Below are 13,564 nucleotides of genomic sequence, written 5' to 3'. Positions count from 1 at the left end.
GCATTGTGCCCGCACTTGGGGCAGATCGAAAGGTTAGCGGGCGGAAATTGCGCGCTTGCGTTTAAGCATACGGAACGAGTGTGACCGTTCGTTAGGATGACGGTAATAACTGCCAGTGCGGTTATGGGCAATGCGCAGTCGTACGAACATGAATGGATCTTGTGATGATCTAGAATTAAATGAGTTTGTCTCACTATTGCCGACTGCCGACAATGAGCGCCATAAACATCGACATTGGAGCTTTACGTCATGGCAGTCGCTCATTCCCTCGGATTTCCGCGCATTGGACGCGATCGTGAACTGAAAAAAGCGCAGGAAGCGTTCTGGAAAGGCGAGCTCGACGAAGCCGGCCTGCGCGCCGTTGGCCGTGACCTGCGCAAGACCCATTGGGCGCTGCAAAAACAGGCTGGTATTGAACTGCTGCCTGCTGGTGATTTCGCCTGGTACGACCAGGTGCTGACTCACTCGCTGATGTTTGGCGTGATCCCCGAGCGTTTCCGCCCGGCCGATGGCCACGCCACGTTGCACACCTTGTTCGCCATGGCTCGCGGCGTCAGTGACAACTGCTGCGGCGGTGCTCACGCCCAGGAGATGACCAAGTGGTTTGATACCAACTATCACTATTTGGTGCCGGAGTTCAGCGCCGATCAGCAGTTCCATCTGGGTTGGGATCAACTGTTCGAAGAGGTCAAGGAAGCCCGTGACCTGGGCCACACCGTCAAGCCTGTCGTCATTGGCCCGCTGACCTACCTGTGGCTGGGCAAGGCCAAGGGCGACGCTTTTGACAAGCTTGATCTGCTTGAGCGCTTGCTGCCGCTGTACGGGCAGATCTTCCAGCGCCTGGCGGACCTGGGCGTTGAGTGGGTGCAGATTGATGAGCCGATCCTGGTGCTCGACTTGCCGCAGGACTGGAAGAACGCGTTTGAGCGTGCCTATAACCTGATCCAGCGGGACCCGCTGAAAAAACTGGTGGCTACCTACTTCGGTGGCCTGGAAGAAAATCTCGGCCTGGCGGCCAACTTGCCGGTGGATGGCCTGCACATCGATCTGGTGAGAGCACCGGAACAGTACCCGACCATCCTGGATCGCTTGCCGGCCTATAAGGTGTTGTCCCTGGGCGTGGTCAATGGCCGCAACGTGTGGCGTTGCGACCTGGAGAAGGCCCTGGCCACGTTGCAGCATGCCCATGAGAAGCTCGGCGATCGCCTGTGGGTCGCGCCGTCCTGCTCGTTACTGCACAGCCCGGTCGACCTGGGCCGTGAAGACAAGTTGGATGCCGAGTTGAAAAGCTGGCTGGCCTTTGCCGTGCAAAAGTGCGAAGAAGTGGCGCTGCTGGCCCAGGCTGTCGACCAGCCCGAGGCACCCGCTGTACTTGCCGCCCTGGCTGAAAGCCGTGCCGTACAGGTTGCTCGCCAGGCATCGACACGGATCCACAAGCCTGCCGTACAAGCCCGCGTCGCCGCCATCACCGAGCAGGACAGCCAGCGCCAATCGCCGTTTGCCCAGCGTATCGAGAAGCAGCGCGCCGGCCTGAACCTGCCACTGTTGCCGACCACCACCATCGGTTCGTTCCCGCAGACCGCGTCGATCCGCCTGGCGCGCCAGTCGTACAAGGCTGGCAAGTTGAGCGAAGCCGAATACGTCGAAGCCATGCACAGCGAGATCAAGCACGCTGTCCAGGTGCAGGAAAACCTCGGCCTGGATGTGCTGGTGCACGGTGAGGCCGAGCGTAACGACATGGTCGAGTACTTCGCCGAACAACTGGATGGCTACGCGTTCACTCGTTTCGGCTGGGTGCAGAGCTACGGTTCTCGTTGCGTGAAGCCGGCAGTGATCTTCGGTGACCTGAGCCGCCCGAAAGCCATGACCGTGGAGTGGATCCGCTACGCCCAGGGGCTGACCGACAAGGTATTGAAGGGCATGTTGACCGGCCCGGTAACGATGCTGATGTGGTCGTTCCCGCGGGAAGATGTGAGCCGCGAAGTGCAGGCCCGGCAACTGGCCCTGGCGATTCGTGACGAAGTGGTGGACCTGGAAGCCGCCGGCATCAAGATCGTGCAGATTGACGAAGCCGCGTTCCGCGAAGGGTTGCCGTTACGCCAGGCGCAGTGGCAACACTACCTGGACTGGGCTACTGAAGTGTTCCGCCTGTGCGCCTGCGGTGTGCGCGATGAAACCCAGATCCACACTCACATGTGCTACAGCGAGTTCAACGATGTGATCGAGTCGATCGCGGCGATGGATGCCGACGTGATTACCATCGAAACGTCGCGTTCGGACATGGAGTTGCTTGATGCCTTTGAAGCCTTTGACTACCCGAACGACATCGGCCCCGGTGTGTATGACATCCACTCGCCACGGGTGCCGGATGTATCGCAGATGGCTAACTTGCTGCGCAAGGCCGCCAAGCGGATTCCGGCAGAGCGCTTGTGGGTCAACCCCGATTGCGGCTTGAAGACCCGCGGTTGGCCGGAGACGGAGGCGGCGCTCATTCACATGGTCACCGCCGCCCGCCAACTGCGCGCCGAATTGGCCTGATATTGTCTGCAAGTGTGGGAGGGGGCTTGCTCCCGATGGCGGCCTGACAGCCGACACAGTTATACCGAGTACATATCCATTCCTGCGGTAACGGCTGATATTGGTTCCGCTTTTACAGCGGCTCACTTTTGAAAAGCGCAAAAGTACCCAAACGCTCTTGCCCCACCACTCGGCACCTCGCTTCGGCTCGGTGTACCCGTAATCCGACACTGATTTGGGGGGGCGCCTAAGATCGAGATCAAAAGCAGATCAAGAGCGGCTCGCTTCGCATCGTGGTTACGGTCGGCAGCTACAAAGTTGTGTAGATACCTATGCCCCGATAGCGGTAGTTCAGCCAAGGAATTGGATACTGATCCACCGCTATCGGGAGCAAGCCTCCTCCCACATTTTGAGCCGCGTCAGGTCAGAGGTACTTGAGCCAGGCGATATCGCGCCGGCGCGCTTTGAGCCCGGCAAACCAACGTACCGGCGGGTATAGCACCAGCGGCAACACCAAAGCTGTCAGCCACACCGCACCGATGCTGTCGAAGCCGAAATAGTTGCCGTGGTTGAGCCCAAACCACGCCACACAGGCGACATACAGCACCTTCAGCACATACAGATGCAGCAGATAAAAGAACATCGGCGCTGCGCCAAACACCGCCAGCACGCCAATCCAGCGCTTATGCCCAGCGCGTTCGAATGCCAGCAACAGCAACAACCCAACCCCCAACGTCAACGCCAGGAACAACAGCGACGGCGGGTACTTGGTGATGTTGAAGAAGCTCATCAGGGTCTGCACGCCATTGTCATACACGTACCAAGGCTGCTCGCCGTAGCCATTGACTGCCCGCAGCAGCACAAAACCCATTAATGCCGCCACGCCCGCGATCAGCAAATGACGCTGACGCACAGCCGGTAGTGCGGTAGCGGCAAACCATGGCCCGAATCCATAACCCAGGGCGATCACACCGATCCACGGCAGCACCGGATAAGTCACGCGCAGACGCAGGTTTTCCGACGCCTCGATCCAGCTGCGCTCATGCAGGATTGACCAGCCACTCTGCAACGCCGAATCCTGGGCAAAGTGCACTCCGTCGAGCAGGTTATGCCCGGCGATGATCATCAGCGCCAAGCTGATCAGCAGCGGGCGCGGCAACCACACCAGTGCTGCGAGGGCGATCATGCTCACGCCGATGGCCCAGATCACTTGCATATAGATCACACTGGGCGGCAACTGGAAGGTCCACGCGAAGTTGACCAAGGTGAATTCCAGCACCACCAGAAACAGCCCACGTTTGAACAAAAAGGCCGACACATCGCGTCGCCCCTGATACTTCTGGCCGTACAGCCACGCCGACAATCCGGTGAGCAACACAAATACCGGTGCACAGAGATGGGCGAGGGTGCGGCTGACAAACAGCGCAGGCTCGGTGCTGTCGATGCTTATGGGGTCGCTGACCTGGCGATGCAACAGGAAGGTTTCACGCACGTGGTCCAGTAGCATGAACAGGATCACCAGGCCGCGCAGGGCGTCGATGGACTGCAGGCGTTGGCGTAAGGTAGTAGCGTCAGTCATAAGTGGGAATCACAAGCGGGCAAATAATTGACGTTATCCTATAACATTTATTGAGGCACATGATGATCAGCATGAAGACGCAATCAGCCGAGGCCGTGATCGAATTCTGGAAACAGGCGGGGCCCAAGCGTTGGTTCGCCAAGGACGATGGCTTCGATACAGCCTTTCGCGACACCTTCCACGCCACCCATATGCAAGCCGCGCGGCGCGAGCTGGACGGTTGGCTGGCCACGGCCGACGGCGCACTGGCGTTATTGATCCTGCTGGACCAATACCCGCGCAACGCCTTTCGCGGCACTGCGCATATGTTCGCCACCGACCCGCTGGCGCGTCTGTATGCGCAGCAGATGGTGGACGCCGGGTTGGATCAACAGATCGATCCCCAGTTACGCGCGTTTTGTTATTTACCGTTTGAGCATTCGGAAGACCCGCAAGACCAGCAGCGCTCGTTGGTGCTTAACCAGCAGTTGGACGCCAGCACCTATCACTGGGCCAGGGAACATGCCGATATTATCCAGCGGTTTGGGCGCTTTCCCCATCGCAATGCGGTGTTGGGCAGGGTCACCACCGAGCAGGAGCACCTGTTCCTCAAAGCGGGTGGTTTCGCTGGTTGATGCTATTCCCACCAGGAATGCCCCCATAAAAACCCTGCATTGTCCTTATCGACCTGAATCTCGTAGCGTGGCGTTTCATCTTCGGAGATAGCCCATGAGCCAACCCCCGCTGCGCCTCTACGTTGATTCGCTGTTCACCAGCCCCTACGCCATGTCGGTGTTCGTTGCCCTGCGGGAAAAAGGCCTGACGTTCGACACGGTCCCCCTGGACCTGGATGCTGGGCAAAACCAGTCGGCAGATTACGCCCAGCGCTCCTTGACCCAACGGGTACCGACTCTGGAGCACGGTGATTTTACGCTGTCGGAATCTTCGGCAATCACTGAGTACCTGGACCAGGCGTACCCCCAGATCAGCGTTTACCCGGCTGATCTGCAGCAGCGGGCGAGGGCGCGGCAGGTTCAGGCATGGTTGCGCAGCGACTTGCTGCCGATTCGCCAGGAACGCTCGACGCTGGTGGTGTTCTGCGGGCAGAAGATGCCGCCTCTATCGCCGGTGGCTCAGGCTGCTGCGCGTAAGTTGATCGGCGCGGCGCAGGTTCTCCTGGCAGGCAACCCTGAGCATTTGTTTGGCGAGTGGTCGATCGTCGATGTAGACCTGGCGGTGATGCTCAATCGCCTGATCCTCAACGGCGACCCCGTGCCGGCCGAGCTGGTGATGTACGCGCAACGCCAGTGGCAACGGCCGTCAGTGCGGGAGTGGGTCAACCTGCGACGGCCTGTGCTCTAGCTGCCACTCTTCCTCGACACGTCGGTCCAGGTCCTCCCAGTGGGCCATGCCCAGCACCCGCATGGTGTTCAAGCCCCGCAGGTAACCACGCAGTTGCTGGGCGCTGGCCGAGCGTTGTTTGGCGTCGGCACTTGGGTCCAGCAACACTTCTTCATACTCGACCAGGTAATCGGCGACCCGCTCGCGAAATTCCGGCAGTACGGCATCGCGGATACGGTCGAAGGTTTTCTGGTAGGGCTTCATGGCGGGGTCCTTATAGGTTTTATGGGCTGCCTGACACTATCGGTTCAAATGATAGTCACCATCAAGGATCACAAGTTCTGTTTTTTCGCCAAGCGCGCAGAATCTGCTCATCCAGACGCAGCTCAAGGAAATGCGCGATGAGGACGATTATCCAGCTTGCTTTAATGGCCCTGATGTTGGGCACCACCCTCATGACCACCCCGGCGATTGCCGATGAGCTGCGTACAGGCCATTTGCTGCCGCTGGCCGCTAGCGTAGAATCCCTGCAACGCACCCAGAGGGTAGGGGTGTTGTTCAGCGAAAATACCCGCGACAACCTCATCTACCTTGAGCGCTACCATGCCATGGCACTTAACGGCGCCAAGGATGCTCTGGATGGGCGGATTCGCCAGGCGTTCGTCAACAGCTCCGATCCCGAGCTGGCCATCGACTGGTTGATGAACTCGCTGCAGGGCGCTTTTTTCTCGGTGACGGTCTATGGCAGCCTGGATGACATGGTGCAGGCGCATCCGGATGTGGTGGTGGTGCTCGATACCCATAACCAATTGCTGACCCAGCGTAACGACCGGGTCGAGGCACGCTTTGCAGCACGCTTCTATGACGCGAACCTGCAATACATCGCCAAGGCCGAAGGTTCGGTGGACAGGCAAGTGCCGTCAGTGTGGGTGCACGGCAAGGCGGCGCCGGAGATTGCCGCGCTGATCGAGCAGCAGCGAGATGTACAGCAAGATGCCCTGAAGCAGTTCGATGTGTCGCTCAAGGCCCTGGTTCGCGCAGGTTGATTCGCGAGTGGATGTGAACCCTATTGGTTATTTTCAGGAATCTGTATGCGCTCTTTTTTCGCTCCGGCCCTGGCTTTTGCAGCCTCGTTGCTGACCGGTTGTATCACGGCTCCCAATGCCCCATCGCTGACCCTGCAAACCGACAAGACCCCAGAAGGCTATGTGCAATGCGTATTGCCCAAGCTGGAAAAACACGGCATCACCTCGACCGTGACGCAGAATTCGCGTCACGCCAAGGTGCTGTTGACCAGCAAGATTGCTGCTGATGATGTGCTGGAAGCCTACAAGTCCCAGGACGGCACCAAAGTGTTCCTGTATGAGCGCAAACCGCTGGCCTCGGCGATCAAACCGTCGCGGCTTGAGCAGGCGGCCCAGGACTGCAAGTAAGCCCGCTCTGAAAGGCAATGCATTTCAAAATGTGGGAGGGGGCTTGCTCCCGATGGCGGTGGGTCAGCTACAGGTGAGCTGACTGACACACTGCTATCGGGAGCAGGCCCCCTCCCACATTTGGACCAACACTCGGCTCAGGGTTTGGCTTCGTTGCTGAAACTGCTCACGGTCTTGATCAGCCCCAGCGCCGCCAACGCCACCAACTCACCGCCTTTCTCCACCGTCGCCAGCGCCGGGTCCGAACCCATGCGGCCATCGGGGAAGCGCGCGCGAAAGTCCAGCGCCTCGCGGATCGGCCCGGTGTTGGCAATTTGCGGTGAGTAATCGGCAGACTTGATCGACTGCGGGTAAGCCCACTGCGTCACCGCAATCTCCGACGGCGTGGCGTGGCTGCCGTGGCCGACCGGGAACTGGCGCTGGGCCAGGTCGGTGACGCCTTCCAGGTCCCACCAGTTCACCAGCTTCAGCGCAAACCCGGCCGGGCGGCGGGCGAAGCTGGCTTCGGCGTACAGCTCGGAAAACGCCGCTTCGATCGTGGCGATATTGCCGCCGTGGCCGTTCAGGAACAGGATTTTCTCGAAGCCATGCCCGGCCAGCGAACGCACCCAATCGCCAATCGCGGCGATAAAGGTGGAAGGGCGCAGCGAGATGGTGCCGGGAAACCCCAGGTGGTGCTGGGCCATGCCGATATTGAAAGTAGGGCCGATCAGAATGTCGGCGTTTTTTTGCGCCTCATGGGCGATGATCTCCGGGCACATCCAGTCGGTGCCCAGCAGGCCCGTGGGGCCGTGTTGTTCGTTGGAGCCGATGGGGATCACGACCGTGCGGCTGCGTTCCAGGAACTGCCCGATTTCGATCCAGGTGCTGGTGTGTAGAAGCATGCGAGGCTCTCTTTTATCTGTGGGGACAGGCTATCCGCCACGGATTGTACGACTACTCGCTACCTGTTGGGGCTTGCAATTGAGGTACGCCGAGGACTTCAACCAGCGCTGGTCGGGGTACCAGGAAAACATGAACTGCCCATCCTTGAGCTTGTCTACCACTTGACGGGCGACCTGCGGGCGTACTGCCGGGCAGCCCTGGCTGCGGCCGATGCGGCCTTCGCGCTTGCTCCACAACGGGCTGACGTAGTCGGCGGCATGGATCACGATGGCGCGGTCGCGCGCCAGGTCATTGAAGCCGGGCTCCAGGCCATCCATGCGCAGCGAGTAGCCATGAGCGCCGAGGTAGCTTTCCTGGGTGCGGAACAAGCCCAGGCTGGATTGATGGCTGCCTTCGAGATTGGAGAACTGGGTGGCGAAGTTTTCCCCGGACTTGGCGCCATGCGCCACCAGGTCACGCAGCAGCAGGGTCTGTTTGCGCAAATCGAAGATCCACAGCCGACGGGCGGTCGAGGGCTGGGAGTAGTCAATAACCGCTAGGCGATCGGAACGTTCTTCGCCGTTATTGACAGCGCACTGCACCGCGCTCAGGGCGCTTTTGAGTACAGTGGGATTGAGTTCTGGAGCCGAGCGCGCCAGGCTGCTATACAAGGAAGGTGGGGTGCCAGTGGCCGCGAGCGCAAAATTGCTCAGTAAAGCCAGGCCCCCGGTGATCAAGCCGAGGTGGCGCATAAAAGTCAGCATCTACAGTCGATTCCCCCGCTGTGGAGTGGAGCTAAGTCAATTGTTCAAAAAACACGCATGTTACTTGAGCATTTGCCTGCTCGTTGCACCATTGGTCGCGACAGCCGATGCGCTGGCGCCTGAGCCGCTGCCTGTGACCACGCCTGCGCCCGTCGACCTGGCGCCGGTACAGCAGGCGCTGGCGCAACTGCCCAGCGTCTGCCCCCACCTGGTCTCGCGGGTCGATGCCACCGCCCAAGTGCGCCTGCAAGCCTTTTACCAGCAGCAAGGCAATGCACCGTTATGGTCGGCCGACGAGTCCCGGCAAGCCTTGCAAACCCAGTTGTTGATGCTGGCCGACGACGGCCTGGACCCCACCCACTATAGCTTGCCTGCGGTAGATGCCACGGCCAACGTGCTGTGCAGCGATATCGCGACCAGCCAGCAATACCTGCAAGCCCTGCACGATTTGCATTACGGGCGCCTGCTGCAATCGCGCTATGAACCGCTCTGGCATTCGCAACCGCCTGCGACGGACCCGAACACCGTAGTATTGGCATTTGCCGCCACTGGCTTGCAGGACATGGCCAAAGCGTTTGACCAGGCACGCCCAAGTGCAGACTTGTACCGCAGCCTGCGCAACGTCTATTCCAGCCTGCGCCAGCAGCCTTTACCGCACTGGGACGTGGTGGGTAGTGGCCCGTTGTTACGCCCCGGCATGGAAGACCCGCGCGTGCCGGAGTTGGCGCGACGCCTGCACAGTGGCGGCTATCTGGCCAAGTTGCCCAACGGCAAGCAATATCAGGGCGACCTGGTCAAGGCGGCGAAGGCGTTCCAGCTCAGCCACTCGTTGCAAGCCGATGGCGTGATCGGCGCCGGCACCGTGGCCGAACTTAACATCAGCCCGGCGGTACGCCGCGAGCAACTGCGCATCAACCTGGAGCGTTTCCGCTGGCTGGCCCAGGACCTTGAGCCTGAAGGCGTAGTGGTCAATGTGGCCGCCGCGCAATTGAGCGTGTACCAGAGCGGCATCCCGGTGTGGCAAACCCGCTTGCAAGTGGGCCGCGCCGAACGCCAGACACCGCTGCTCAAGTCGCGCATCACGCGGCTGACCCTCAACCCCACCTGGACCATCCCGCCGACCATCATGCGCGAGGACAAACTCCCGGCTATCCGCCTCAACCCCGAGTACCTGCGCCAGCAAAACCTGCAAGTACTCGACGCCGAAGGTCATCCGCTGACCCCCGAGCAGGTCGATTGGGCGCGCCCTGGTAATATCCTGCTGCGCCAACAGGCTGGCCCGCGCAACCCGCTGGGCAAGATCGTGATGCGCTTCCCCAACCCGTTCTCGGTGTACCTGCACGACACGCCCAGCCAGCCGCTGTTTACCAAGGGGCCAAGGGCGTTCAGTTCGGGGTGTGTGAGGGTCGAGCAACCGCTGCTGCTGCGTGACCTGCTGGTGACCCCGGCCGAACGCACCCGTACCGATGAACTGTTGGCCACCGGCTTGACCCATGAATTCAGACTGGCCACCCCGGTGCCGGTGCTGTTGGGGTATTGGACGGTGGAAGTGGATCGTCAGGGGAGCCTGGTCTATGCGCCGGATATCTATGCGCTTGATCCGGTGTTGATCAAAGCCATGGGAAGTGTGCTCTAGGCACAATGTGGCAGGGGTCTTCATGACCCCATCTGACCTATTCAGGTATCAACTGCTGGCGACATTCCAGCACCAGTCGGGCGCCGCCCAGCTCACTGGTACCGACGTCGAGCTTGAAGCCATGCAGGTTGATGATCGCCGCCACAATCGACAGCCCCAGACCAAAGCCACCTTGCTGATCGTTTTCATCCACCCGATAAAAGCGCTGGAACACCGACGCGCGTTCAGCCGCCGGAATTCCGGGCCCCGAGTCGAGCACTTCAATGCGCGTACTGCCCATATCATTGACCGCTCGCAGGATGACCTTGCCATTGGGCGGAGTGAACTTGATCGAATTGCTCAACAGGTTGGCCAAGGCTTCAAACAACAGGGCGCGGTCGCCCGTTACCCACGGCAGCGATTCGGGAGCCTGCAATACCAACTCCATTTCACCTTCCTCCGCCAGGGGCAGATAAAAGTCATGCAATTCGCGCAGCAACGGCAGCGGGTCCAGCACCAGGAAGCCTGACCTGCGCTGGTGATCTTCCAGTTCGGAAATGCGCAGCAGCCCGCGAAAGCGCGCCATCAGCGTGTCGGTTTCGGCAATGGCGTCATCGAGTTTCACTGCGTGGGCGGAGTCTTCCTCGGCTTGCTGCTTGATGCGGTAAAGCTGTGCGCGCAGGCGGGTGAGGGGGGTACGCAGGTCATGGGCGATGGCGTCGCACACGCCCTTGACCTCGTTCATCAGTTTCTCGATGCGTTCGAGCATGGCGTTGACGATGGCCGCGAGCATGTCCAGTTCGTCGCGCCGATTGGACAGCGGCAAGCGGTGCGTCAGGTCGCCGGCGACGATGGCTTCGGCGCTGGCCTGGATCCCGCGGATGCGCCGCAACGGACGCCGGCGCAGCAGGTGCCAGCCCGCAGCGCCGGGGATGATGGTCAACGACAGCGCCCACAACAGGGCATGCCAGATGATCCGCGTCACGCCGAACAACGAACCGTTGGCGCGCACCAGCACCAGCCAGCGCCCGTCGTCGGTGTGGGTGGCCACGGCGTCGCAGCTGTCCTTGGGCAGCTTGGGGTCATCGGATTCGACGCAATTGGCCAGGGTGTGGATCTTGCCATCCAGGGGCAGGTCCGCCGGTACCGTGCGGATCGGCCCGCTCAGGGGCCGAAACTGCTCATCGAACAAGCCATAAGCATCCACGCCCTTCATGTCGAAGGTCATGCTGGTGGTCAGCGCTTCCACCAGGGCTTCGCCGTCGAAGCGCTGGAACAAGTGCTGGCGTTGCAGAAGAGAATGGCGCGAGAGGTCGCTGAGGTAGCCTGACACCTCGTAATACAGCACCCCCATGAGGATGCAACTCCACGCCACGAACAACGAGCTGTACAGCGCCAGCAGGCGGCTGCTGGAAGAGCGCCAGCCCTTAGAGGGGTTCAGCAATGACATACCCGGAACCTCGTACCGTGCGGATCAGCGGCGTGAGGCCCGGGGGATCGATTTTCTTGCGCAGGCGACCGATGTGCACATCGATCAGGTTGGTGCCCGGGTCAAAGTGATAACCCCAGACTTCCTCGAAAATCATCATCCGCGACAGGATCTGCCCGGTGTTGCGCATCAGGAATTCCAGCAGTTTGTATTCGGTGGGCAACAGGGTCAGCGGCTGCTCGGCGCGGCTGGCTTCGCGGCTGATCAGGTTCAATTCCAGGTCCGCCACGCGCAGGGCGGTTTCGAACTCCTTGACCGTGCTTTTGCGCCGCAGCAGCACTTCGACACGGGCGGCCATTTCGTCGGAGGCGAACGGCTTGGTCAGATAGTCATCACCGCCGGCACGCAGGCCACGTACACGCTCGTCGACATCGGAGAGGGCGCTGATCATCAGGATCGGCGTCGATACGCCAATCGTGCGCAAGGTGGTAACGATGGCCAGGCCATCCAGTTCGGGCAACATGCGGTCGAGGGTGATCAGGTCGTAATCGCCGCTTACGGCGCGGACCAGGCCCTCGCGGCCGTTGTCTACCCAGTCTACGTCCAGTCCATGGCTACTCAGCTCGGCGACGATCTCGCGGGCCGTTACGGCGTCATCCTCGATGGTCAAAATGCGGGTCATAGGATTACCTGGTGAGCGTTCACACTAGAAGTGGACGTCATTTTGCCAAGAAGTTGCTGAATGTTTCCTAAATAAAACTTCATCTTGGCAAAACTGCCACCTGTTCATGACTGGCACGAATCGATGTGGGAGGGGGCTTGCTCCCGATAGCGGTGTCTCAGGCAAGAGTTTGTTGACTGACACAGTGCTATCGGGAGCAAGCCCCCTCCCACATGAATGCATATCGCCCGCCCTTAACGGCCGTTTCTTGCAACTTGCATGACTTAAGTAAGTTCAATTTAATTAACTTATTGAAATACAAGGAATTTAAATTATTTGCCGACTGGCATGGTGCCTGCACTGTCCCTTTTGAGACTTGTAACACTATTTTTCATGCCTGGAGCAAAACAACAATGATCACATCCTCATCCGCGCTGCAAGAGTCAAGCACGCTCTCCGGGGTTTCCTGGGGGGCGATCTTCGCCGGGGCCGCTGCGGCGGCTGCGCTGTCACTGATTCTGGTGCTGCTGGGCTTCGGCCTGGGCTTTTCGGCGGTGTCGCCGTGGGCCGATAGCGGTATCAGTGCCAAGGGCCTTGGCATTTCCACGATTGTCTGGCTGGCCTTTACCCAGATCGTCGCTTCGGGCCTGGGTGGCTACATCGCCGGCCGCTTGCGGGTGAAGTGGGCCAACATGCATGGCGATGAAGTGTACTTTCGCGATACCGCCCATGGTTTCCTGGCGTGGGCCGTGGCTACATTGATCACTGCAATGCTTGTGGTCGGTTCGGTCAGCAGTGTCGTCAGTGGTGGTGTGAAAGCCGGTGCCAGCGTTGCGTCGGGCGCCGCCAGTGGCTTGACCCAAGCAGCCGGCAGCGCAGCCAAAGGTGCCGACAGCGGCGACTTCGGCTACTACGTCGACAGCCTGTTCCGCGATGACCGCCCAGCCGCGGTCAGCGACGATGCGGCCCATGCCGTGGTCGGCCGTATCTTCGCCCGGACCCTGAGCAATGACGGTCAACTGGCCGCCGAAGACCGTGCCTACCTGGCCCAGTTGATCACCCAGCGTACCAACCTCAGCCAGGCGGATGCCGAAGCGCGTATCGATAAAGTGTACGGCGATGCCCGTAAAGCCATCGAAGACGCCAAGCTCAAAGCCAAGCAGGCCGCCGAGACCGCCGCGAAAGTGGCTGCCTATACCTCGCTGTGGACCTTCGTGGCGCTGTTGATCGGTGCATTCTTCGCCAGCTTCGCTGCCACCTTCGGCGGTCGCCGCCGGGATGCCGTGGTGTACGTCGAAACCGAAAACTACGTTCGTTAATTCAAGGCCCATTCATTTAAGGAAAGCATCATGCGCTCATTACTGCTGTGGTTCCTCGGCGTG

At 60.3% G+C, this 13,564-nt stretch carries 13 protein-coding genes; 7 read left to right on the top strand and 6 right to left on the bottom strand.

The features are described 5' to 3' along the window. Nucleotides 1-249: 249 nt before the first annotated feature. Entirely contained in the window at nucleotides 250-2,538 is a 2,289-nt protein-coding gene (metE, locus tag E4P00_RS11605) for a 5-methyltetrahydropteroyltriglutamate--homocysteine S-methyltransferase (protein ID WP_248089706.1), read from the top strand. Between the two features lie 403 nt (nucleotides 2,539-2,941). On the opposite strand, the gene E4P00_RS11600 is transcribed toward metE, so the two are convergent. Next, nucleotides 2,942-4,096, bottom strand: coding sequence for a DUF1624 domain-containing protein (locus E4P00_RS11600; RefSeq protein ID WP_248131513.1), 1,155 nt, complete (start codon nucleotides 4,094-4,096; stop codon nucleotides 2,942-2,944). A gap of 71 nt (nucleotides 4,097-4,167) precedes the next feature. Between E4P00_RS11600 and E4P00_RS11595 the strand changes: the two genes are divergently transcribed. Next, nucleotides 4,168-4,710, top strand: a complete 543-nt coding sequence (locus E4P00_RS11595; protein ID WP_032880980.1) for a DUF924 family protein — start codon at nucleotides 4,168-4,170, stop codon at nucleotides 4,708-4,710. 94 nt (nucleotides 4,711-4,804) lie between these two features. Then, a complete protein-coding gene (gene yfcF / locus E4P00_RS11590; RefSeq protein WP_103734391.1) occupies nucleotides 4,805-5,437 on the top strand; it encodes a glutathione transferase in 633 nt (210 codons plus the stop codon). Here the strand turns inward: yfcF and E4P00_RS11585 are convergent. Next, entirely contained in the window at nucleotides 5,396-5,680 is a 285-nt protein-coding gene (locus tag E4P00_RS11585; protein ID WP_032876218.1) for a hypothetical protein, read from the bottom strand. The two genes, yfcF and E4P00_RS11585, sit on opposite strands and share 42 nt — an antisense overlap. A gap of 137 nt (nucleotides 5,681-5,817) precedes the next feature. Here E4P00_RS11585 and E4P00_RS11580 point away from each other — a divergent pair, with 137 nt between their 5' ends. Together E4P00_RS11580 and E4P00_RS11575 are read left to right on the top strand one after the other, a co-directional pair. Next, entirely contained in the window at nucleotides 5,818-6,462 is a 645-nt protein-coding gene (locus tag E4P00_RS11580) for a hypothetical protein (RefSeq protein ID WP_005787702.1), read from the top strand. A 45-nt stretch (nucleotides 6,463-6,507) separates the two neighbouring features. After that, nucleotides 6,508-6,849, top strand: coding sequence for a hypothetical protein (locus E4P00_RS11575; protein WP_032876214.1), 342 nt, complete (start codon nucleotides 6,508-6,510; stop codon nucleotides 6,847-6,849). A 137-nt stretch (nucleotides 6,850-6,986) separates the two neighbouring features. Here the strand turns inward: E4P00_RS11575 and E4P00_RS11570 are convergent, their stop codons facing one another. Both E4P00_RS11570 and E4P00_RS11565 read right to left on the bottom strand, forming a co-directional pair. Further along, nucleotides 6,987-7,733, bottom strand: coding sequence for a creatininase family protein (locus E4P00_RS11570; protein WP_032876212.1), 747 nt, complete (start codon nucleotides 7,731-7,733; stop codon nucleotides 6,987-6,989). 30 nt (nucleotides 7,734-7,763) lie between these two features. Beyond that, on the bottom strand, nucleotides 7,764-8,477 hold the full coding sequence (locus E4P00_RS11565; protein WP_216091238.1) for a murein L,D-transpeptidase catalytic domain family protein: 714 nt from the start codon (nucleotides 8,475-8,477) through the stop codon (nucleotides 7,764-7,766). A 40-nt stretch (nucleotides 8,478-8,517) separates the two neighbouring features. Between E4P00_RS11565 and E4P00_RS11560 the strand changes: the two genes are divergently transcribed. Continuing rightward, nucleotides 8,518-10,113, top strand: coding sequence for a L,D-transpeptidase family protein (locus E4P00_RS11560; protein WP_103734389.1), 1,596 nt, complete (start codon nucleotides 8,518-8,520; stop codon nucleotides 10,111-10,113). A gap of 37 nt (nucleotides 10,114-10,150) precedes the next feature. On the opposite strand, the gene E4P00_RS11555 is transcribed toward E4P00_RS11560, so the two are convergent. Next, a complete protein-coding gene (locus tag E4P00_RS11555) occupies nucleotides 10,151-11,542 on the bottom strand; it encodes a HAMP domain-containing sensor histidine kinase (RefSeq protein WP_032876203.1) in 1,392 nt (463 codons plus the stop codon). After that, a complete protein-coding gene (locus tag E4P00_RS11550; protein ID WP_005787712.1) occupies nucleotides 11,520-12,203 on the bottom strand; it encodes a response regulator transcription factor in 684 nt (227 codons plus the stop codon). Before E4P00_RS11550 ends, E4P00_RS11555 begins: the two co-directional genes overlap by 23 nt. Before the next feature lie 392 nt (nucleotides 12,204-12,595). Between E4P00_RS11550 and E4P00_RS11545 the strand changes: the two genes are divergently transcribed. Further along, the gene (locus E4P00_RS11545; protein ID WP_005787714.1) at nucleotides 12,596-13,501 is read left to right on the top strand and encodes a hypothetical protein; all 906 of its coding nucleotides are present in this window, start codon (nucleotides 12,596-12,598) and stop codon (nucleotides 13,499-13,501) included. Nucleotides 13,502-13,564: the final 63 nt, after the last annotated feature.

This window comes from Pseudomonas sp. B329 (assembly GCF_023127835.1).
Classification (GTDB): Bacteria; Pseudomonadota; Gammaproteobacteria; order Pseudomonadales; family Pseudomonadaceae; genus Aquipseudomonas; species Aquipseudomonas synxantha_A.
The sequence above is the reverse complement of the archived record's forward strand: the minus strand, read 5'-3'. Positions and strand labels throughout refer to the sequence as shown.

Coding starts and splice junctions, on each gene's coding strand:
- E4P00_RS11585 (WP_032876218.1), bottom strand. CDS start 5,680: ATGAAGCCCTACCAGAAAACCTTCGACCGTATCCGCGATGCCGTACTG.
- E4P00_RS11595 (WP_032880980.1), top strand. CDS start 4,168: ATGAAGACGCAATCAGCCGAGGCCGTGATCGAATTCTGGAAACAGGCG.
- E4P00_RS11600 (WP_248131513.1), bottom strand. CDS start 4,096: ATGACTGACGCTACTACCTTACGCCAACGCCTGCAGTCCATCGACGCC.
- E4P00_RS11550 (WP_005787712.1), bottom strand. CDS start 12,203: ATGACCCGCATTTTGACCATCGAGGATGACGCCGTAACGGCCCGCGAG.
- E4P00_RS11565 (WP_216091238.1), bottom strand. CDS start 8,477: ATGCTGACTTTTATGCGCCACCTCGGCTTGATCACCGGGGGCCTGGCT.
- yfcF (WP_103734391.1), top strand. CDS start 4,805: ATGAGCCAACCCCCGCTGCGCCTCTACGTTGATTCGCTGTTCACCAGC.
- E4P00_RS11570 (WP_032876212.1), bottom strand. CDS start 7,733: ATGCTTCTACACACCAGCACCTGGATCGAAATCGGGCAGTTCCTGGAA.
- E4P00_RS11545 (WP_005787714.1), top strand. CDS start 12,596: ATGATCACATCCTCATCCGCGCTGCAAGAGTCAAGCACGCTCTCCGGG.
- E4P00_RS11580 (WP_005787702.1), top strand. CDS start 5,818: ATGAGGACGATTATCCAGCTTGCTTTAATGGCCCTGATGTTGGGCACC.
- metE (WP_248089706.1), top strand. CDS start 250: ATGGCAGTCGCTCATTCCCTCGGATTTCCGCGCATTGGACGCGATCGT.
- E4P00_RS11555 (WP_032876203.1), bottom strand. CDS start 11,542: ATGTCATTGCTGAACCCCTCTAAGGGCTGGCGCTCTTCCAGCAGCCGC.
- E4P00_RS11575 (WP_032876214.1), top strand. CDS start 6,508: ATGCGCTCTTTTTTCGCTCCGGCCCTGGCTTTTGCAGCCTCGTTGCTG.